Genomic DNA, 20,349 nt, shown 5'->3' with positions numbered 1-20,349 from the left:
TGCTTTTAATTTATTCATTAGGAGTTATATCTCTAAATTCCAATTTTTCATGTACATTTAGATACATATTGATTCTTTCCCCATAACCAATGTCATCTACATCCACATATCCAGTATATTCTTCCCAATTAGAATTAGTAACCTTGATAGGAATTGACTCTCGGTTTAATAATTCCTCAGTGAAGTGATTAGAAATTTGATAAATTTCGACTTTCCAGTCTTTTATACCTTCCTCACTTTCATGAATGAATATTTTCCCTCCATCGCAATCTAACTGCGTTTTGCTCAACCATACATATCCAATTTCTATCTCTTCCATAAAAACCCCTCCTAATACATGCGATAGATACTATTTCTTCACCAAAAGAGGAATTTCCTTTATTTTTATTCTTCTACAGTCAAAAAAATATTCATTAAAAAGAGGCCGGATCATTTAGGAAATTTCTCTAAGCTGCGCCTTGCTTTTATAGTTGGTCGCTTCTATCCACTCCTCTATGGTGTACATGCCGAACTCTTCATTTGATACCTTTTGAGCGTCCATCCCTTTATACTCCTGTAACCATTGTGGCAATTCCAGGTCTTTTTTTATTAACTGCGCTGCTATGAACCGTTCTACCTGACCTGTTTTTCTTGGTAATTTCGTTTTCTTTTTGTCTCTTAATTCAGACGGCTTGATAAGGGACTTAGTGATATAACTTTTAATGGTTTGTTTCTTTTGCTCGCTTAGATATATTTTAAAATGTCTCCCATTATCAGGAACAAAACAGGTGCTAATGTAGTATCCTTGCTGGCAGAAGAATTGAACCGCTGCTACTCCTTCTGAAACCTTCTCCCATTCATCTATAACCATTACTGACATATCCCCTAAAACACCATCTTCAATAGTAACCATATCATGCAATGCCATTGTAAAACCTCCATTGTATTTGTACTGACTTCATTGTTCTTTTGCTTATCTTTATTGTACTAAACAGGGATTTAAAGTAAATGGTTCATTGTTACTTACATTACCTTCATTTGTTTTATTACATTCTTCATTGTATAATAAAGCTATTCTATTTAAAGGAGGCAAAACAATGTCCATACGGTTTACCCTGGATCGTGTTATGTTCGAACAAGGGAACGTAAAAGTTCCAGAATTACACCAAAAAAGCGGTGTAAACAAGAATACCCTTTATGCTATGTATAACAATAAAATGACACGAATAGACACCTCGGTCGTTGATCGTATCTGCCGGGCTTTACAATGTACCCCAGGTGACCTGATTACTTATACAGAAGAAGGAGAAGGCCACTGAGCAGCCCTCTCCTTTTCTTTATGCATGATACCTTTCCTGTTCCTCCTGGAAGGCGTTTAGCTTCTGCTGTACGTTGTTTATAACTTCTTGCGTGTATTCTTCCGTTCCCTGCGGTAACGACTTACATACAGCTATACACTGCAAGGCTTGAGCCTCTCTCATGCTTAATGAATCGAGAAATTGAAATAACTCTCCATGTTCCTCTTTCAGAAATGTAAGCTGCTGTAATAATCCTTTTCTTTTCCCTTCTCGTTCAATAACCATCTGCGGCACATCCACCCTTCTACTTACCAGCCTGTCTTCCATAACGAATGTAGTAACGGGATAAATATCTTCATCTAACTCTTCTTCAAACCGTTCCTGAGCCTCTAAAAATCGGCATATAAGCAGCAGATTATAAAATGACATTGTGGCATGTTTCATTTCGCTTGTGCCTCTCTCGCATTAGGAGCAAGCCGCTTTCTCTCTTGATTACACTTCTCACATTTTAAGAACAACCATTTTCCTTTGAGCATACAAGCATGAGCGGTCAGCTGCTTACAAGTGGGCTTTCCGCAATACACATTATCATTGTACTTTTTCATTCATTCCCTCCATTTAGATAAAAGAAAGGGAGAAATCCCCCCTGCCTTCTGAGTAATTGCGTACAAGCGCAAATTATGCAACGTCACACAATTCATTAAACACGACAACATTGTCGCATTTGTGCTTATTTCATTTTTCTTGTTTGTTTTGCCTGTTCAGCCAGTCTACGCTGATAGTTTACCTGTTCTTTTTGCTTTTCAGATGGTCGATTCTGGTATTCTTTTTCAGCCTGGGCTTTGGCTTCCTCATACAATTCCTCGTACATCTCTTCTTTGATTTCTTCCTTGATTTTCTCGTAATTTTCATGCTTTTCCATGTTATTTCACTCCTTCTGTTTGGTTTTCGTTAGCAGCAACTGCTTGTTTGATAGTATTAATACTTACCTGAATGTCAGTGGACGGGATAACAGAGGCAGGAAAGTGAATAGCCTTCTTTACTTCTTGTTCTAACCTTCCCCCTGTGTCCAGATCCATCCGGGAAGCAAGAGAACTGCGAACCTCCCGTTCTTTTCTGTATTCTCCTGACAATTTATTCAGATAGACTATTTTTTCTTGAATTTGATCGGCCATTTCCTCAATTTCTTTTAAAACAGGATCCGCTTCTCTCTTTGTCAGCTCTCTAATTTCAATGATTTCCGATACAGCCGCTTTAGCTCCTTCATAGATTCGATTGTAATTAACTTCTTTTAGAGTCCGCTGTTTTTGCTTAGTAGAAGCCAAACGGCTTTTGGTCTCTTCCATCTTAGGGAACAGCTTATCCGCTTCTTTTTCTCTGTCCTCGGTTAAAGCTTTCTTGTAATCACTCTCCATTTGCAGGAGAGAAGCGGTATCTTCATCAATGCTGCTTTGTAGTTTTTCTTCTTTTTCTTTAACCTTTGCTCTTATCTCTCTGTACTCTTCTAACTTTGTCATGTTTTTTTGCCCCTTTTTTTATACGTTTTATGCTGTGATATGATAGAGGGGAGATCCCCTCCTTACTAAGCTTTCCGTAAAGCCATACTCTTTTCTAATGCTGCTATTCTATTATTTAAGTGGTAGGCTCTGGACGTAAGGTTCTTGAGAGCGTCCAACTCTTCCCGTTCTGTAACCGGAATATAATACCCCTGGTGCTTCTTTTCATTGCAGCCACCTATGATTAATCCATACTTAGTTATTAAATCGTGAATGATACTTCTCACTCCAGATGTTGATAATCCAGTACGTTTTGCTATAACATTACTGGTAATGCTATTTTCTTTGCCATGAGATAGCAGACTGTATACTTGCTTGTATGGGAGCGGTAACTCCTGTACAAGCTTTTCTTCGTTATAGGCTATTATTTGTTCCGCCATTTCCTTTCACCTCCTTTAGTGGCTTCTCGTTGCTTCTGCATACGGCTTCTCATAATGTACTTGCCACGCTTTAGCGACTCCTTCCATATCTCAGGATCCGACTTCAAAAGCGTTTGAATTTCACTTTTTGTTAAAAAGATTGTATACCCAGGTAAATCAACCTCTATTAGCTTTTCTTTCATCCTTTCACCTCCTTTAATTTGTAAATAATTACTTCCCTTCTGCCGATGTATAGGCGGAGGAGGTGAAAAATATGAATAAACTAACAAAACAAGAATTTAAAGATATCCTCGAAAAATCAAACAATGATCTTGCTGATCGTCTTACTAAGGAAATTCAAATGCATAAAGAAGAGTTCCGATCAGGAAACATACAGATAGACAAGATTATTGCGAGCGCTTCAAAGTCTGCGCTTGATTCTTCAAACAAAACTTTGCATAACATTTTAACGAAATTAGACCTTGTTGAAGATTAAAATTTTTTCATTAATGATTCTAAATTGCTTTCTTCCTTAATGTAACTCCTAAGCCATTCTGAATTACCTTCTAAAGTTATTTTTTTTGTATTATTTGTTGTTAACTTAGCGGTCGTTACGGCGACTGCTATGCTTAGCAATACGGTTATCATATACTTTATTATAAGATCACCTCCTAATATAATTTAGGTAGTTCGTAACCCTTTTTAGTACCTGGTCACATTCACCTGTAGCAATAACCTTTTCCGTTCGCCTCCCGTTGTAATGATTTTCCCTCCAAGCCTCCAGCTGACTATTTATAAGTTCCACATATAAGCCGCTGCTTTTATTTATTGTGAGGCCGTATAAGGTACCCGGAATGTAAATCAAGAGCCCAGCTTCTTTAGCTTGTCGATCCAATTGGAAAATACGTACAATCTCCGCTTTATGCTCTTTGGCCGCTTCTACTATAGAAGGAGAGAGCCGCTCCCCTTTCTTAATATGCAGCTGGCCGTTTCCTTCTTCTACCTGGCAGCCTTCCTGCTCAATACTGCTTATTACATGAAGAGCGTTCATATTTGAAGATCCCCTTTCCCATCATCTGCTATATGCTCCGCTTTTAACCCAATCCCTTCCCAATACAGCACACTGCTTCCAGTAGGCCGCTTGTTATCTTTCAGCTCTGGAAACTTATTCTTTAGCCTCCGATTGTATTTAATCTTCCCTAAACTTCTATAGCCATTATCTAAACAGAACCGCTTATACGCCTCATAGAGCTTATCTTTCGGGTACATAGCGTTATGGTGGATCACACATTCCTCATCCACGAAAAGCAGCACATTATCAGCCTCACGCTGGTATTTTTCTTTCCGTCTGTGAGAAGATTCGCTTGGTGTAAGCTCCCCGTTTTCTACTACTCGTTTTAGCCCTTCTATTGCTTGATTGAAAATACCGCTCTTTTCTTCTTCTGTCGTAATCTCATATTTCAAATTTTTATTTTGCTGATGTGGCTTAAAACTATATGGTAAATCCAAGATTATCCATCTATTGAAGAAGGCCGGATCCAGCTCTTTAGATGTAGGAATTTCATTGGCTGAAAAAATTAAAGTAGCGGCAGGAGTGAAGCTGAAAGAATCCCTCCCTTTGTACTCTGCTGAAATAGCGTCTCCGCTTGTAATAGTCTTAAGAGCATTACTCGATTCCATAATACGAGCGGATAAATCAGAAAAAGTGTTTGCAAGTTTGTTATATAGTTGAGCTTTTGCAAACTTGTCCGCTTCCAGTTTCTGTAATTCAATGTTAGAAATATTAGAAGATCCAAGAAGCTCTTCTATTGCGTAAATCAGAACAGATTTTCCGTTATCGCCGCTTCCCGTAAGCATAATAGCCTTCTTTAATCTTGTGTCTAATACCATTGAATAGCCAATTATCTCTATCGCCATTGAAATAGCGTCTTCATTTAAAATAGAGTGAATGAAATTATCAAAAGCTGGACTTTCAGCATTAGGATCATAATTCACATTTAATTGAATGGTAGACAGATATTCAGGCGTGTGAGGATATAATACGTTTTCTTTCCAGTTATATAAGCCATTCTTAACGTTAATTAAACTCTTATCGCTATTAAGATCCCTGGGCTGTACTAAACGATAAGAGCGTAAATAATAGAGCGTTTCTTCTATACGGTTACGTCTGGCCTCATCCTTTAATTTCTCCTGGGCTATCTGCTGTATCTTCTGCTGGGCGTTTGTTTTGTACACTCCATCCTCATACATATAAAGAAAGTTCCCATCATGGAATACAGGATTTTCTTGTGCTATTTCCTCTGCTAACTTACGTGGAATGAACACTTTTCCGTCAAAATAACGAGCTACATCAGGATCCCTTATAGGAACAACTTTGTTTTTATCTTTTAACTCTTCTAATTCTTCTGCATAGTCTTGGTTATATGCCACTTCACCCACCCCCTTGCTGCTTTATTCGCTCCAATTCTTTCTTTAGAATGGAATTGAACGTTATATCTAATTCTGTACTCTCTAATGGAGGCTGATTTCTTTCGTTCCAGAGAAGCAAAAATTCATAAGCTATAGCCGCTTCAAACTTCCTAAGCAGCATACCGCTTAATGAGGCAGCTGCCTGATTCCTCCCCTCGCCTTCCTTCAATCCTTCTAAAATAGGAATCCAGTAGCTTGCAGGCTTCCTTTTAACTTCTGCTCTTTCTCTCGGCTTTAGTATCTCTATAAGCCAGTCAGGAGCCTTTGCTACAGCTGTTTCCATTGGTCTTGAGCTTAGTTCCCATTCGTATCTATTACCGCTTATATGAAGGCTGGGAGCGGCCACAATAAAACCGTGGTCACTTCTGATATCTAAGCCGGGAAGGAAGCCCACTTTATTCTTTATCATCGGTTCATATTGAAATAAGAAGTGCTGCCCTCCGCTGCCTGTAATAGCTTCTACGGTGTGAGGCAAAGAGCCATATTCTTCTTTTAACTGTTCTAACGACTCTTTTCCTATATCTCCATCCACATCCAGTACAAATAAGCCGCTTTCCGCTCCAGTTACGATACCAATATTAGCGTTGGGAAATTGCTTTCCCCATCTTTCAATCACATGTAAATTTTTGCTTGCGTCTTTACTCCCATACCTGACAAGTGGATGTTTCCCAGGACTTGGACAGTTTGTTTTCTCGCAAGTGCAACGGCCATTTTTAATACTATTTATAGGAATTATTGACCAATTTAGTTTAAAAGCATACGCTGCAGCCGCTTTATAAAAAGAAGTGCCATTTGTCATTTCATCTGATAAACTTGAAGTATCAACCATATAAAGGACTCTCCTTTAATACGCCTCCCCTGGCGTATTTTTTCTTTCTTGCTCTACATACCATTCTTCCAGCCGCTTCACATCCAGGATGATCCGAGAACCGATCTTAACGGACGGTACCTTTCCTTCTCTAATAAGGCGATAAGCAAGGTCTTGTGATATGCCGTACATCTGCGAAAACTCCGCTACGTTTATTTTTGTTTTCTCCATTCCGCTTTCCCTCCTATTAGTATTTATTAGCCAACTTCCTAAGCTCTTGCGTAATATCCCAGCTGTCTAAAAAATGAATGTAAGCATTGGTTATGAGCTTTGAATCCATAACAGGTTCGCCCTCTTCATACTTCTTTAGCCTCTTAGAGCTGATCCCTAAGTTCATGGCTACAAAACTAATAGGAAAGTTATGCTCTTCCCTTCTCTTCTTTAACCCCTGCCCTCTCTCAATCCATTCCAATTGGTTCTCCATGATAAATTCTTTTCGTCTGATTTCTCTTTCCTGCTCCGCTTGCATTACAACGCCCCCTCTTTCTTCATCTGTTTAGCTTTTTCAATAGCAGCAAACACTTTTTCTTTTTGATCTTCTTTTAATTCTTTTCTCAAAAGCCTGCTAAAATTTCCTTCATGTACATTTAAAACTTCTGCAACTTCCCAATGCTTTAAGCCTTCTTCCATAATTTTTGTTCTGATCTTCTGGTTTCTCATACTCTCACCTCCAAAAGTGATTTTATAGTGTATCAATAACATCATTTATTTGTTATAATTCAATAATAAGTGATGATGAATACATTATCAATAGTAATAATGATGTTTAATATCATTATTAACGTCACTTACAAACAAAAAAGAATGCTTAGAGCATCCTTTTTGTAACTAAGAGGGTAATTTTGCTACTTGTTTATTACATTTTTTCTCCTTAAAGGAGACAAAGGAGTTAGAAAATGACGAATGAAAATTTTTTGGATGGTTATAAATTTCTTCACACAAAAACGAAATTTAAGAAATACAATTTTCTGTCTATTAAAGACTATTTACTAAATGAAAATATCGCTTATTTGGATGACAATGAATTAAACTGGGATGATGAACTGCTTTATTTCTATGCATCAAGTGCTATAGGCGATAAAATGCCATTTAAATTAATGGACTTGAAAAAAATAGACAACCAAGAATTTGAAAATATATTAAATAGGTATAGTATAGAAATTCCAACGGACTTAAAAGATATATATGAGATTCCTGTAAATGATGGTCCTGGAGGTTTAAATGATTTTCATAATCTTATAAGAGTTCCATTATTTGAAGCTCTATCTAAAGAAGCTGCTTTAAAAAAGAATGTCATTATCTCTCCTTCTTTAAAAAATAGAGATACTTATTTTGAATATTCCTATTCAACTGTCCCTAACCTGTACAATGAGCTATCAAAAATAATTTTGTTTGATGATAAATCATTGAATCAATTTATAAACAGATACGGTTTAATTACCAAGGCAGAAATGTTGCTCCCTAATAACGTTAACCCAGATTCCATTACTCAAGTGATTGGTGTAAACCCAGCTATAAATTTTAATTTTCATGTAAATTTGGAATTAGCGAGATTCAAAGCTTATAGAAAATTAGTTATTGATTTTTTGAAAAATCGCATTAACACTTCAGAAAAGATTTATAATTTGCTGCTTGAAAATGAAGTTCCTATCTCAATGTCTTATGATGAAATCGAAAATTCATTTTTCCCTACAATAGGCGGGGAAAATATTATTAATATCGCCTATATACAATTGATAAAAGCATTAATAAATAAAGTAACTTTAGAAAAATGTTTATATTGTAATCACTATTTTGAAAAAACTCATCATAGACAAGAGTTTTGTCCTCCCCATCCAGGATTAACCAGATCAAGTTGCAAAACTGCTTATCACAGGGAAGAGAAAAAGAAAGGAGAATGATAAATGGCTGGGAGCGGAAGTATAGAGCATAGGGGAAATGATTCATGGCGTTTGATTGTCAGCCTGGGGAAAGATAGACATAACAAGTACATTAAGAAGCAAAAGACTGTTAAAGCAAAGAACAAAACAGAAGCCCGGCATAAACTGGCCGCCTTTGTTATGGAGATTGAATCAGGAGAGTATATTGACCCTTCTAAGATGACATTTGAATCCTTCATATCAGAATGGAAAAGCAAGTATGCTAAAAAACATTTAGCGGACAAAACATTAGAAAATTATATGTACACTCTGAATAACTATCTGATTCCTGAATTTGGTCATATTCGATTAGATGAAATGAAAGCCATCCATATTGTGAACTATTTACACAGCTTAGAGCATGAAGGATCTCGTAAGGATGACAAGCCCGGTACTCTGGCCTCTTCCAGTATTCTCTACCATTACAGGGTACTCCGTAATGTGTTCTCCAGGGCGGTAGAATGGGGCGTGGTTAAAAGCAATCCTCTTGAGAAAGTGACACGCCCTAAAGTGTCACAAGAGCGGACAAACGTCTATACACAAGAAGAAGTACATCAGCTATTTCAGTTGTTACAGGGAGAGCCTATTCATCAGCAGCTTATTGTAACTCTCGCTCTTACTTCGGGTTTAAGACGTGGGGAGCTACTTGGCCTCCAATGGGAAGATATAGATTTAAATACAGCCACAATTGAAGTAAAACACTCTTTGCAGCATATAACGGGAGAGGGTTTCCAGTTAAAAACGACTAAAACAAAATCTTCTGTTCGATCCGTTGTTATTCCAAGCTTTGTAGTCGATCAGTTGAAAACATATCGTTATAAGAAGAATAAAGAGCGGCTCCAGGCAGAGGAAGCGTGGGAAGGTGGTAAATACCATTATGTATTCTGTACTCAATTTGGTAAGCCTCTCTACCCTACTGTACCCGGCACATGGTGGAGACGTTTCATTAAACGAAAAGGCTTTAAGTACATCCGCTTCCATGATTTACGCCATACAGCGGCCACGCTCCTTATCAATCAAGGCGTACATGCTAAAGTAATAGCGGAGCGGTTAGGCCATGCCGATATAAAAACGACTATGAACGTATATGGACAATATATTCAGCAGGCGGATGAAGAAGCAGCGGATAAATTAAACACTCTCTTCCAGCCACCTATCAACCATACAAAGTAAGGAGCTGCTCCTATAGCGGCTCTTTTTTTATTCCATTCATAACTATTACATGAGTTACATAAGTTAATCATGACTTTTTAACAACTTATGATTGCTCTATCCCTTTAGTGACAAGGCTTTTAATCACTTATTCATAAGTTACATAACTTTTTATACTCATTAAGGATTATATATAAAAGAAATAAAGTGTATTACTTTTGGTGGTAGAGCCTGTTATATGGTCAGGTAGATACCTTTGGGGAAAATGGGGAAAATTTGGGGAAAAATTTCTACAAAAGGGAAATATTCATTCCAAATAGAGCATACTATAAATTATGTAACCCCTACTATATCAACCTATAACATTGTGAAACTGTGTTAACCTATGGGACTCTTCCCCTTTGACAGGGTGGAGGTCACTGGTTCGAGCCCAGTACGGGGCACCATAACACAAACGCTATAAGTCCTCGTATAGAGGGCTTTTTCTTATGTCTGAAACTAATACAGTGGATGAATTTTTGACTAATACAGCCTAACTGGGGGGGGATCGTGGAGAAATCTTGTGAAATTATCACAATGTATACTTCTTCCATATGTATACAATCAATCCGATAAAGAATTATTACTTTTTTGTAATTCTTGTATATGTTTCTTTTTGTAAGAATCCGATATCGAAATATATTAGATCTAAAAAAACAGGGAATAATCCATGTATAAGATGGAATCCTATAGAAATGCTGGAACAACCGGCCTATAATAAACTTATACAGAATTAAAAACTACCTTTTCCGACAATCTGGCTCGATGAACATGCCATCCCTTTCTATTTTTATTAGTTGAATGGCTAATAAGCATAATGCCGATCCATTAAATTTACAGGGAGGTTGTTAAAATGGCTTTGACTCCAACCATTACCAACCCTCGCAGCGGCCAAAGGATGATTTTCCGTAAAACTGCAGAAGACACTAACGGAGCTTTTCTCGAAATTGAATCATTTAATCCGCCTTCCGATATAAAAGAGCCGGAACATATTCATCCTAAACAAGAAAGTTCCACAGAAGTCCTTTCCGGATTTCTGCATTTTTCAATTGATGGAAAAATTCGTGTCGTCGGACCAGGGGAAAAAATAATAATTCCTCCTGGGGTACCACATTTCTTTTGGAATGAAGGTCCACTCGAAGCCCATGCGATTAACTATTTTTTCCCAGCGCAAACTATTGATCGTTTTTTTAAGTCGTATTTTGCATTAGCACAAGCCGGAAAGCTAAATAACAAAGGTATTCCGTCTCTGCTGCCCCTAGCCCGTTTAGGGTTAAGGCATCAAAATGATATCCGTATTCTGAAACCGCCCTGGATGATTCAAAAAATTTTCTATTTAATACTTGCACTTATTGGGAAAATTTTTGGCAATTCGAAGGAGTATGAGTTGTAACATTTTTACGGCATCCATTTGACCCAATTTCATCATTCGTTTTTCCTTCCAACGTATACTTCCAAAAAAATATGGTCACTTCATTGTTGGATTACTTTTATTTTTTTCAATAGGAGACTTCTCTTTCGCTGTTAATGGGGCAAAATTAAATATAATCATTCAAACCCTTCCGGGAGGAAGGGTTTGTCTTATGCTTTAGAAAATCTTCGTTGTCATTCTTATAAAGCTTTCGTTTATATTTGTAATACGGTGTCCGCTGTTAATCAGACATAAAGTTAATTCATTGCTTCTCTCAATTCTTCTGTCATCTCCTCCACTAATTCGGGCCTTCCATGAAATTGTGCAGGTGTATTTTGAAATAATTCTATTTTCCATTTCTCTCCTTCGTGTAATAAAACAAGAGTATGGTACGTTTTTACATCTGATTTAATATCAGTCTTACCAGGTGGAATCATCCCGGCAATGGCTCTTAAAATCACTGCTTGACCTCCAATGAATTTTACTTCCTTTACTTTATAAATATAAGGCGCCGTAGGGTGGTCTTTAAAGATAGGCTTCAAGTGAGTAAGAATTTCTTCTTGGCCTTTGGACAGACTTCCATCAAACCCTATTATATTACCACTTTCAGTGAATAGATCCGCCATTTTTTCTGCATCACGATCGTTCCATGCTCTGATTAACTGTCCGTATACTTTCTTAACACCCGCCTCTTGATCCATAAATAACACTCCTTTTTCATGTAATAAAGCTACTATTACACCGTCACTACACAGCTAAACCTTAAGAAGGACACTCTTGTAACTTTGGACACCTATTCCCATGTTTTCGATTATATATAATCATTTCTAAATGTTTATGATGATTTAAATAGTATATAATAATATAGTAAATGAAATTATAAGAAAAGTTCTTATCCATATAAAAACCCCTTCTGTTGAAGGGGTTTTATTGTCACTTTTATATATTCTGTTCTTCCAAAGCCTGCTCGATATGTTCCTGAAGCGCAGAGGCCATTGTCATCGAATAGTACGTATCAATATGGTGCTTGTCACGGTACACCACTACGTTTCCAATAACCGGCTCGCACGTTTCTTCCGTACAGAAGTAATCCGATAAATCAGCGAATGTGACATTATCCGGAATATTTTCACTGTTCTCCCACGGCGGTATGTCCGACAATGCTTCAGATCGTGGCACCGCACAGTCATCAGGTGTCACTTCTATGCAGACTGGTATATCTTCAGCCATTCTGGGATTATCGCGGATAGCGAATACTTCTGTCACTCCATCAAATTTTTCCCACATGCCTAAATAACCCTTTGGAACAGTGCTGTCGTTATTTACATTGGCCGTTGTAATTAATAGATCCGGCGGGTTTTCCGTTAATGGGGCCACTACTTCTTCGTTCCATTCCATACATGTGTCGGACAGCGTGCCGTTAAAATCATCGCTCGAAAAACGACAGGCATCTTTATTATACAGATCAATCTGCATATTTAACTCTTCCGCCATTGCTTCAAGCGCCGGGAACCAATGTCCCGAATGAGAACCTCCCACGAGAGCTACGGTATAGTCAGGATTGTCAGTCTCTCCACGCGAACAAAAACTCACGCCCTTTTCATGCATGCTCGTAAAACATTCCTCATCTGCGTAAAATGTCGGAAGCTGACTCGCTCCATCTTCCATCACAGACAGCGGTTCCAGGCCGGGCGTAGGCTCTATGTTTTCAGAAACAGCCCGGGCGCCCGGATAGTCATTAACACTGTAATCGCCGTTCAGGCTGTCTGTCGTCTCGTCCAGATACATGCTCCAGGCACCTCCTGCCAGAACTACCGGCAAAAGCAGACCGGCCAGTACAGCAGTCAGTTTCTTTTTCGATTTCTTTACGTTTATTTTACGAATAGGCTCTTCAATTCCTTTTATGGACAGCACAGACAGAAGAAAGGCGGTGATTAAAATACCGGCCCCTGCCACATTCGTAACCGTATCTGTGTTGAAATAGGCATAATAAAAAATTAGAATCGGCCAGTGCCATAAATAAAAACCATAGGAAATACTGCCAAAATATATAAACGGTCTGGAACCAAGCAGTTTTTCCACTCCGAAACGACTGCCATTTTCTGCTGCAATAATAACCAGCATCACGCCAGTGGTAGGAAGCAGCGCCGCATATCCCGGAAAGACAGTGGATACCGGCAGCAGCAGGCCGGTCAGGCCAATAACAGCCAGCCCCATCCATCCTAAAACAAAACTTACATACTTATGAAAAAACAGATAAGGGATAAGCAGGGCCAGAATGCCGCCCAGACTGAATTCCCAGACACGGGCAAATGTGTCAAAGTAGGCCCACGGCTGATTCACGGCAGTTATGTAGACGGAATAGCTCAAAGAAGATATAAAAATAATGCTTAATAAAAACAGAAGCGTTTTTCGAATAGGGGTTTTGAACACCTTCACCGCTGCAACGTAAGCCAGCAGAATAACAATCGGCCACGTCAAATAAAACTGGCCTTGAATCGAGAGTGCCCAAAAGTGCTGATAAGGACTGGCCTGATTATTCTGGGCTAAATAATCAACTGCATTGTTGGCAAGCTGCCAGTTCTGAAAATAAAAAGCAGAGGAAAACACCTGTGGAATGATCTGGCTCCACTGGGCCCGGGTGAGCAGTACAAAAGAACAGACGGCCGTAACGAATACTACGGTTAATGCCAAGGGAAATAACCTTTTAGCCAGTCCCATAATGTACTCTAAAAAATGAAGCCTTCCTTCCCGCTCCATTCTGGATAATAAAGAAGTTGTAATAAGGTAGCCGGATACAATAAAAAAAACATCGACCCCTCCGGAAACGGAGCCAAGCCAAATATGATATACCGCTACCAGCATCGCAGCTACTGCCCGTACACCTTCAAGTTCCGGCCGGAATTTCTTTTCCGGCATTTTTAAATCGTTCATATTCTGCATCTCCATTGCTGTAAAATTAATTGATATGTTTATCTGCTTTTATCGAATACACACACAATAATCGTACCTTACTTTTTGTTTATTTTCACTAAAGGTTTATATTTGTTCCAGCTTTCCGGGGGTTGTTTATAATCTGCATTCCCTCTCCGGCATAAAATAAGCCCGGTTTAATAACTGGAAGCTGATGCTGTCGTAGTAGCTGTTCTTCCAGGCAGCAGAAGACAGCTCCCCATCATGGCAGGGAGAAACCGGCTGATAAAAATACTGGGCTTCATACGTTGTCAAAAAAGCATGCAGACCACTATACAGCTGCTGAAAAGACGTTATGTCATGCCTTGGATCACGGAACTGCTGATTAATTTCTATCTGTACAGCCGGCACCTGCAGCTCTGTATAGGCATAATTTGTAATCGTTAACGGACTTTCGGCGGTGAACGTATGATTTTCTTTTATATCCTTTACTCCCGCTTCGTTCATAGAGGCCCGCAGATGCCCCATCACCTGGCGGCTTATGCTTTCCCCGCCCATCGTACCAATATCTAAATCAAAATTCCGTTCTCCGGAAGCTCCGTGCAGATCGATAACCATTTCTACAGCATGGCTGTTCACAACATCCGCCAGCCTCTTTTTAAAGGCGCTGTTTATATTGTCATGTGGATCGTCGGTCATGCTGGAGCTGTAAACAATATGGGCACCGGTTTCTTCATGAAGCCATTTGGCCAGAGCGCCTGTATAAATCTCTGCATCTTTAGGGGAACCTCCGCGGATATGTTTGACCGCGTGCGGTACTGTAATAACAAAAGGAGACGTTCCTTCTATATAAACAACCGGTTCTCCGCTTCCTTCATATTGATTTTCGGCAAATTCCTGCTCCCTATCAATAGTAGATTCCTTAAATGCATCTACTGCTTCTGCCGGCTGGGCGTTCATAAATAAAAACGGCAGCACGAGATACGTTATTGATTTCATTATGACACGACCTTTTCTGGAATATATCGTTTGCTGCAGTGAAACAACCTTGAAAATTTTTAAAAAGAAGACATACCTGTAGCTTCCTGAAAACGGTACAGCCAGTATTTCCAGGCCGTATCCTCTGCATGTTCTTCGTACTCATCTGTATAAAGGGCACCTTCGTTATTCCATATTTTCTGAAAGTACTCTTCCACTTCTGTCAGAAGCGGATCATCCACTGATCCCTGGAGCACTATATTTGTCTCCAAATTAAAATCATCCAGATTACGTCTTGTAAGGTTGGAAGACCCACCATTTATAACAGCATTTTCTTCATTTTCGATATACGTCATTTTTGCATGGTACTGCTCCCCGTGGGTCCGGTACCATTTTACCTGCACATGCTCCGAACTGTTTACTAATTCATCTGCTGCCGGCCTGTTGGGGATGCCTATCTTTTCCCGGCCAAAGGCATCTTGATTAATATCCAGTATGAGCCGGACGTTCACTTCACGCTGCCCGGCATCTTTAAGCGCCTCGATAACGTCCCGGTCCGATAAATAAAACATTCCCATCCAGACGTTATCACCGGCCTGTGCGGCAGATATGTCATCAAGCAGCTGCTTTTTTATTTCTTTTTCCGTAACTAAATGCCCGTGAATCCCGCCTTCCGCTTCTGCAGGTTCTATCCGGTTGACCAAATCTTCAAACAGAGCGGGATCGACTCCGGACATTTCCGCTGCTGCCTGCTCCGTTTTTAACAACTCTTCCACCATCTCCCCTTGAAAAGTAAAGGCGGTATTGGAATGATGAGCACTTGCATCATGCGGGTTGGCAGATGTAACGAGTGCTTCCTGTTCGGTAATGACCGTCTTGCGGTGGTTTGCTTTAAAATTTAGTAAATCTAAATAAGAGCGCAGTGTCACAGAATCCGCTGTATCAGAAAATGGACTCGGAAGCCATCCTCCTTCAGGCGTGCCGAACCATTGCAAGGCCGTCCGCCATAAACCGCTGTATATCGGATTGGAATCCCGCAGCGGCTTCATATCGGTCCATATGATTTCAATTCCCGCCTCTTCCATCTGTTGGATATGCCCGGGCGTTCTTGAGCCGTATACACTATTTATACGATCTGTTATAAAAAACACAGGCATATCAGGCCTTGCTTCTTTTTTTTGTATCAATTCATCCGCGAGTTTCTGTGAAAGCTCCGGAAATTCAAGGCCGCCTGGGTATTCATCATTAAACAAAAACATGTCCATAACGATAAAATCATCGGCCTCTTCAATCATTTGAAAAATAGTATCAAATATAACCTGGTCTCTTTGAACAGAGTCTTCCTCTTCATATGTAAGATCAAACAGAAATTCTGACTGTATACCTGTATGCTCTTTTCCTTTGTAGGAAATGCCTTCAGGCAGCGGTTTATATAAATGATAGATCATTACGGCCCCGTAGACTGCAAGAAGCACGCCGACTATTTTAGCGGCCTGGTATCGTTTTAAAGGTTTTTGTTCCAGTCTTTTTGTTAACACAGCGTATCCCTCCTATTTCCATTTATGTGACAGGAGCGTCTGCAGGGCTTGTTCCTTTTTCCTTCCCAATGTAAATTGAACTCGTAACTTTGTCCCGCTTTTGCTAAAATAGAGAAGTATGCTGCTATAGCGTGCCCATCTCGTTTCTTATTTCCCCTATATGCAGTACAGCAACCATGGAGGTGTCATTCTTGTATATTGAAATTAAAACGTTTGAAGACTTTAAAACATATATTAGAGAAGCTAAGGATGTAGACGCTAAAGGTCTTATTCTTCTTCATTTAGTAGATGCAAGAGGGTCTAACATTCTTGACTTTGATGAGGAATCGGATATGTTTAACCGCCAGAAAAAATTCACCCTGTTATTTCAAAGTGATATCGGCGCTGTATTCTGGTCCGGTCTTCTTAAACCGGAAACAACGCGGGATGAAATTTACCGCGAGATTGGCATTCTGGAATCTTACTATAAAGTCGTCCAGGCTAAAAAACTATCAATGAAATCAGACATACGGGCAGGGAATTTTTCTTTATACTAATTGTTTCAAAAAGAGACCGCCACGGCAGTCTCTTTTTTTTATTGTTCATACGAATCCACTGCTTCTTTGATAAGCTCCCACAAAGCCTCCGGCTGAAGAGTTCTGGCAAACCAGGCATTCGGCTTTCTTCCGGTAACATGCAGCAGGTCAATCACAGTAGCGCCGTATGTATATTCGCCGGCTGTTTCAATACCAACGTGGACATGCTCCATTGTAAACATCTCAGGATCAATTAAATAAGCGACCGTGCAGACATCATGAAGCGGTGCCCCTTTCATTTGAAATGTGCTGTTGTAGGCTTCCATAAAAAAATCCAGCATATCGAACACAAATCGGCCGGTCGGATGATGGCGGCTGCTTATATACTGCTGAATCTCCGATGTAATTAGTGCCTGATGCGTCACATCCAGACCAAATACAGCGATAGAAACGCCGCTTTCAAAAACGACTTTCGCTGCTTCTGCATCAGCATATATATTAAATTCAGCTGTAGGAGTCCAATTGCCGAAAGTACCGCCTCCCATTAATACAATTTCTTCTATATTGCCCGCAATAGACGGTTCTTTTATAAGCGCAAGCGCAATATTCGTGAGCGGTCCGGTAGGAACAAGCGTTATAGGCGTCTTTGACTGCTGCACAATATGTATAATCGCATCTGATGCATGCTCTTTTTCAATGGTTTTTTTCGGGTGGTCCGGAAGCTCAGGGCCGTCCAGACCCGATTCACCATGGATGGTTTCCGCAGCAGCCTCCGGCGTGCGGAAAAGCGGCCTGGAGGCTCCTTTATACACCGGCACATGACTAAGCCCAATCAAGTCGCAGATACGCCGGGCATTAGTTGTTGTTTTGTCTACTGAAACATTTCCGGAGACAGTAGTAATCGCCTGAATATCAAGCACCGGGGAGGCAGCCGCCACAATGAGAGCCATTGCGTCATCATGCCCCGGATCCATATCCATAATAATTTTTCTTGAGCTTTTCATACTAATCACCTCATTTTGTGACTCTATTATATCTTTTTTATGACATTTTTCGAAACTTTTTCTAAATATAAGAAAATTTCTTATTTGATTTCTGCATATACGCTATAATATAGGGATATATTTATATCATTACAGTGATGCAGTAACTTCCTTATAGAAAGTTCGGGTGATGACATGAGCAGATTAACGACTTACATGATTATAGCATTTATTATTCTCATTATTATAGGTCTTGGAACGTTCCTTTTGATGAATTAAATACAATATAAAAAGCTTCCGCCTTAAGGTGGAAGCTTTTTCTTTATCAGCATCAAGATGCTTTTTATAAAAAAGGCAGTCCCTCTCTTATCAGCATCCATGTTCCCGCGATAAAGCACACCGTTCCCTGCCCAAAAAAGAAAAACCCCCAAAAAGAAGCCGGGATTCTGGTAGCTTTTTCAAGAAGAACGGCATCTCCGGAAGCTGCAGCATGATATCTGCTCATTTTCCATACAAATAAACTCGATAAAAAAGCCTGAACAAGAAGTGTAGCGCCAATAATGTACAGCAGATAAACGCTCGCTTCATACGCCTGATTCACATACAAAACGCCAATTAATAAAAATACACTAACAAGCCAAAGGATGCCAACTATGTTCTTTACAAGAAACATGATATTGTAGAGAAGCAGTAAACACAGTGCAATCATCATCGGTGTGTACCACTGCATCATTAAAGCGTAAATGTACAGGACACTCACTACAGAAGCAAATACATACCCTGCCACGATTGTAAGCACGGCTCCTACTTTCCCCTGGTGGCTCGTCAAAGCCAGGCCGCTGCGGTTGTAAAACAACGAGACAGCATGGGCTCTGCCGCCCGTCCATTTGGCTGCTGCCACATGGCCGTTTTCATGGATCAATGTATGAAATAATGATAAAAAAGAACCAAGAACAGGGAGACGCAGCAGCATCGCTGTGAATCCGAGCAGAAATAATACGAGCATTCCTTCATACATAAGCGGCCCTCTCTTCTATTTTTTTCTATATGAAAAAGCTCCCTAAACGATTAGGGAACTTTTAAGTATGATATTATTCATGATGTCATTATACATAATTTTATATCATTTAGATAAACGATAGGATGATACTAATTACTACTACAAGTCCAACAATCATTAAAATCGTTCTAATCATATTCTTCACCCCTTCTATAATAGGCACTATTAACGTATTCCCTATTAATCAGCCCTTTAAAACCCTTATTGCTGATTTTGTCGAATAATTATCATCAATGCGTTTATTTTTTAATACAGCAGGAGGAGAAAGCCATTATGGGCCGTTTTTTTCACTTTATGAAAATACTGATTCAGGAAATAATAAATGACCGGGCTGCAGGCCTTGCCGCCCAGCAGGCTTTTTTCTATCTTTTGTCTTTATTTCCTATGATCATACTTGTTTTATCTATTCTCCCTTACCTCAATCTTGATGTTGATCAGGTATTTGAACTACTTGGCAGTGCGCTTCCCGAATCTTTTTTACAGCTGATACAGGATAACGTTATTGATGTTATTACAACTCCTCAGGGAGGGCTGCTTACTTTTGGCATTATCGGCACGATATGGACAGCTTCGAACGGGGTAAATGCCTTTATGGAAGCCGCCAACACAGCCTTTAATTTAGAAGAAACCCGTTCTTTTATTATGATGCGCCTGCTTTCCATCGCGCTGACCCTTGCCTTGATTCTTGCGCTTGTGGTTACATTAGTATTGTCCGTATTCGGCAACTTGATTATTGAAACGCTGACCAACTGGCTCAATATTGAACAGGGTACCGCCTTACTGCTTAATGTGTTCAGATGGACGCTGTTAATTATTATTGTTTCCACCATGCTGTCTTTTCTTTACTACTTTGCCACGTCGATGCGTTTTCCGCTCCGCCACGTTATCCCCGGGGCGCTCGTAGCAACCATCCTGTGGCAGGGAGTCAGCTTCGGCTTCTCCATCTACATTTCGAATTTCGGAAACTTCTCGGCTACTTACGGCAGTCTCGGCGGTATCATCGTCTTAATGCTCTGGCTGTATTTAACCGGTTTTACATTTATTATAGGCGGCGAAGTGAACGCTATTCTGCACCGCCACAGCAAACTTTTCCGCTCCGAGCGTTCTTTTTCCTAGGAGCTTTCTTCCGCTATCCTCTGTTTAATGTCTTCCCGCGGATCCCAGCAGTTGAATTGGTAGTGCGGCTTTGTTTCAAATCCAAGCCGGACGCAGCTTTTCAGCGAAGGCTGCCCGGGCTTTTTTTCTATCCGGAACCATCTGCACGTAGCACAACAGTGATACTTTTGTTCAACATCCACAGGCCTCTTCCTTT

General features: G+C 39.8%; 27 protein-coding genes. 7 read left to right on the top strand and 20 right to left on the bottom strand.

The features are described 5' to 3' along the window. Positions 1-10: 10 nt before the first annotated feature. Both AC5W2J_RS09865 and AC5W2J_RS09860 read right to left on the bottom strand, forming a co-directional pair. Positions 11-319, bottom strand: a complete 309-nt coding sequence (locus AC5W2J_RS09865) for a hypothetical protein (protein ID WP_496059298.1) — start codon at positions 317-319, stop codon at positions 11-13. Between the two features lie 114 nt (positions 320-433). Beyond that, on the bottom strand, positions 434-907 hold the full coding sequence (locus AC5W2J_RS09860) for a hypothetical protein (RefSeq protein WP_496059297.1): 474 nt from the start codon (positions 905-907) through the stop codon (positions 434-436). Between the two features lie 169 nt (positions 908-1,076). On the opposite strand from AC5W2J_RS09860, the gene AC5W2J_RS09855 reads away from it, so the two are divergent. Next, on the top strand, positions 1,077-1,298 hold the full coding sequence (locus AC5W2J_RS09855; RefSeq protein ID WP_496059296.1) for a helix-turn-helix domain-containing protein: 222 nt from the start codon (positions 1,077-1,079) through the stop codon (positions 1,296-1,298). Positions 1,299-1,316: 18 nt separating this feature from the next. Here the strand turns inward: AC5W2J_RS09855 and AC5W2J_RS09850 are convergent, their stop codons facing one another. From AC5W2J_RS09850 to AC5W2J_RS09830, 5 genes are all read right to left on the bottom strand, one after another. Then, a complete protein-coding gene (locus AC5W2J_RS09850) occupies positions 1,317-1,721 on the bottom strand; it encodes a hypothetical protein (protein ID WP_496059295.1) in 405 nt (134 codons plus the stop codon). A gap of 286 nt (positions 1,722-2,007) precedes the next feature. Continuing rightward, positions 2,008-2,199, bottom strand: coding sequence for a hypothetical protein (locus AC5W2J_RS09845; protein ID WP_496059294.1), 192 nt, complete (start codon positions 2,197-2,199; stop codon positions 2,008-2,010). A gap of 1 nt (position 2,200) precedes the next feature. Then, a complete protein-coding gene (locus AC5W2J_RS09840) occupies positions 2,201-2,794 on the bottom strand; it encodes a hypothetical protein (RefSeq protein ID WP_496059293.1) in 594 nt (197 codons plus the stop codon). A gap of 65 nt (positions 2,795-2,859) precedes the next feature. After that, on the bottom strand, positions 2,860-3,213 hold the full coding sequence (locus AC5W2J_RS09835; protein ID WP_496059292.1) for a hypothetical protein: 354 nt from the start codon (positions 3,211-3,213) through the stop codon (positions 2,860-2,862). Then, positions 3,198-3,395 (bottom strand): hypothetical protein, encoded by a 198-nt coding sequence (locus tag AC5W2J_RS09830; RefSeq protein ID WP_496059291.1) that lies wholly within the window; start codon positions 3,393-3,395, stop codon positions 3,198-3,200. Before AC5W2J_RS09830 ends, AC5W2J_RS09835 begins: the two co-directional genes overlap by 16 nt. A gap of 71 nt (positions 3,396-3,466) precedes the next feature. On the opposite strand from AC5W2J_RS09830, the gene AC5W2J_RS09825 reads away from it, so the two are divergent. After that, positions 3,467-3,688: a hypothetical protein gene (locus AC5W2J_RS09825; RefSeq protein ID WP_496059290.1), complete on the top strand. Its 222-nt coding sequence runs from the start codon at positions 3,467-3,469 to the stop codon at positions 3,686-3,688. Positions 3,689-3,856: 168 nt separating this feature from the next. Here the strand turns inward: AC5W2J_RS09825 and AC5W2J_RS09820 are convergent, their stop codons facing one another. The 6 genes from AC5W2J_RS09820 to AC5W2J_RS09795 are packed head-to-tail and all read right to left on the bottom strand — an operon-like array spanning position 3,857 to position 7,189. Next, a complete protein-coding gene (locus AC5W2J_RS09820; protein WP_496059289.1) occupies positions 3,857-4,243 on the bottom strand; it encodes a hypothetical protein in 387 nt (128 codons plus the stop codon). Then, complete coding sequence (locus AC5W2J_RS09815) at positions 4,240-5,622, bottom strand: DNA primase family protein (protein ID WP_496059288.1); 1,383 nt, start codon at positions 5,620-5,622, stop codon at positions 4,240-4,242. Before AC5W2J_RS09815 ends, AC5W2J_RS09820 begins: the two co-directional genes overlap by 4 nt. 1 nt (position 5,623) lies before the next feature. Then, the gene (locus AC5W2J_RS09810; protein WP_496059287.1) at positions 5,624-6,490 is read right to left on the bottom strand and encodes a bifunctional DNA primase/polymerase; all 867 of its coding nucleotides are present in this window, start codon (positions 6,488-6,490) and stop codon (positions 5,624-5,626) included. Between the two features lie 15 nt (positions 6,491-6,505). Next, positions 6,506-6,700 carry a helix-turn-helix domain-containing protein gene (locus AC5W2J_RS09805; protein ID WP_496059286.1) on the bottom strand — a complete coding sequence of 65 codons (195 nt, stop codon included), beginning with the start codon at positions 6,698-6,700 and terminating at the stop codon, positions 6,506-6,508. Between the two features lie 16 nt (positions 6,701-6,716). Beyond that, the gene (locus AC5W2J_RS09800) at positions 6,717-6,998 is read right to left on the bottom strand and encodes a hypothetical protein (RefSeq protein WP_496059285.1); all 282 of its coding nucleotides are present in this window, start codon (positions 6,996-6,998) and stop codon (positions 6,717-6,719) included. Further along, positions 6,998-7,189 carry a hypothetical protein gene (locus AC5W2J_RS09795; protein WP_496059284.1) on the bottom strand — a complete coding sequence of 64 codons (192 nt, stop codon included), beginning with the start codon at positions 7,187-7,189 and terminating at the stop codon, positions 6,998-7,000. Before AC5W2J_RS09795 ends, AC5W2J_RS09800 begins: the two co-directional genes overlap by 1 nt. Before the next feature lie 236 nt (positions 7,190-7,425). Here AC5W2J_RS09795 and AC5W2J_RS09790 point away from each other — a divergent pair, with 236 nt between their 5' ends. From AC5W2J_RS09790 to AC5W2J_RS09780, 3 genes are all read left to right on the top strand, one after another. Beyond that, a complete protein-coding gene (locus AC5W2J_RS09790) occupies positions 7,426-8,430 on the top strand; it encodes a hypothetical protein (RefSeq protein ID WP_496059283.1) in 1,005 nt (334 codons plus the stop codon). Positions 8,431-8,433: 3 nt separating this feature from the next. Beyond that, the gene (locus AC5W2J_RS09785) at positions 8,434-9,621 is read left to right on the top strand and encodes a tyrosine-type recombinase/integrase (RefSeq protein WP_496059282.1); all 1,188 of its coding nucleotides are present in this window, start codon (positions 8,434-8,436) and stop codon (positions 9,619-9,621) included. An 871-nt stretch (positions 9,622-10,492) separates the two neighbouring features. Continuing rightward, positions 10,493-11,032, top strand: a complete 540-nt coding sequence (locus AC5W2J_RS09780) for a cupin domain-containing protein (protein WP_496059281.1) — start codon at positions 10,493-10,495, stop codon at positions 11,030-11,032. Positions 11,033-11,307: 275 nt separating this feature from the next. Here the strand turns inward: AC5W2J_RS09780 and AC5W2J_RS09775 are convergent, their stop codons facing one another. From AC5W2J_RS09775 to AC5W2J_RS09760, 4 genes are all read right to left on the bottom strand, one after another. Then, the gene (locus AC5W2J_RS09775) at positions 11,308-11,751 is read right to left on the bottom strand and encodes an SgcJ/EcaC family oxidoreductase (RefSeq protein WP_496059280.1); all 444 of its coding nucleotides are present in this window, start codon (positions 11,749-11,751) and stop codon (positions 11,308-11,310) included. A 238-nt stretch (positions 11,752-11,989) separates the two neighbouring features. Continuing rightward, on the bottom strand, positions 11,990-13,984 hold the full coding sequence (locus tag AC5W2J_RS09770) for an acyltransferase family protein (protein ID WP_496059279.1): 1,995 nt from the start codon (positions 13,982-13,984) through the stop codon (positions 11,990-11,992). A gap of 135 nt (positions 13,985-14,119) precedes the next feature. Further along, positions 14,120-14,962 carry an N-formylglutamate amidohydrolase gene (locus AC5W2J_RS09765; RefSeq protein ID WP_496059278.1) on the bottom strand — a complete coding sequence of 281 codons (843 nt, stop codon included), beginning with the start codon at positions 14,960-14,962 and terminating at the stop codon, positions 14,120-14,122. A 59-nt stretch (positions 14,963-15,021) separates the two neighbouring features. Then, positions 15,022-16,479: a phospholipase D family protein gene (locus tag AC5W2J_RS09760; protein ID WP_496059277.1), complete on the bottom strand. Its 1,458-nt coding sequence runs from the start codon at positions 16,477-16,479 to the stop codon at positions 15,022-15,024. 191 nt (positions 16,480-16,670) lie between these two features. On the opposite strand from AC5W2J_RS09760, the gene AC5W2J_RS09755 reads away from it, so the two are divergent. Further along, entirely contained in the window at positions 16,671-17,015 is a 345-nt protein-coding gene (locus AC5W2J_RS09755) for a hypothetical protein (protein ID WP_496059276.1), read from the top strand. Between the two features lie 38 nt (positions 17,016-17,053). On the opposite strand, the gene AC5W2J_RS09750 is transcribed toward AC5W2J_RS09755, so the two are convergent. After that, on the bottom strand, positions 17,054-17,998 hold the full coding sequence (locus AC5W2J_RS09750) for a nucleoside hydrolase (RefSeq protein ID WP_496059275.1): 945 nt from the start codon (positions 17,996-17,998) through the stop codon (positions 17,054-17,056). A 322-nt stretch (positions 17,999-18,320) separates the two neighbouring features. Continuing rightward, positions 18,321-18,983, bottom strand: a complete 663-nt coding sequence (locus AC5W2J_RS09745) for a M50 family metallopeptidase (protein WP_496059274.1) — start codon at positions 18,981-18,983, stop codon at positions 18,321-18,323. Between the two features lie 348 nt (positions 18,984-19,331). Here AC5W2J_RS09745 and AC5W2J_RS09740 point away from each other — a divergent pair, with 348 nt between their 5' ends. Continuing rightward, the gene (locus AC5W2J_RS09740) at positions 19,332-20,153 is read left to right on the top strand and encodes a YihY/virulence factor BrkB family protein (protein WP_496059273.1); all 822 of its coding nucleotides are present in this window, start codon (positions 19,332-19,334) and stop codon (positions 20,151-20,153) included. On the opposite strand, the gene AC5W2J_RS09735 is transcribed toward AC5W2J_RS09740, so the two are convergent. Next, complete coding sequence (locus AC5W2J_RS09735) at positions 20,150-20,335, bottom strand: hypothetical protein (RefSeq protein ID WP_496059272.1); 186 nt, start codon at positions 20,333-20,335, stop codon at positions 20,150-20,152. The genes AC5W2J_RS09740 and AC5W2J_RS09735 overlap by 4 nt on opposite strands. Between the last annotated feature and the right edge of the window lie 14 nt (positions 20,336-20,349).

This window comes from Sinobaca sp. SA16-1, assembly GCF_059510515.1.
Note: the sequence above shows the minus strand (reverse complement) of the source record. Positions and strands in the feature narration are given on the sequence as shown.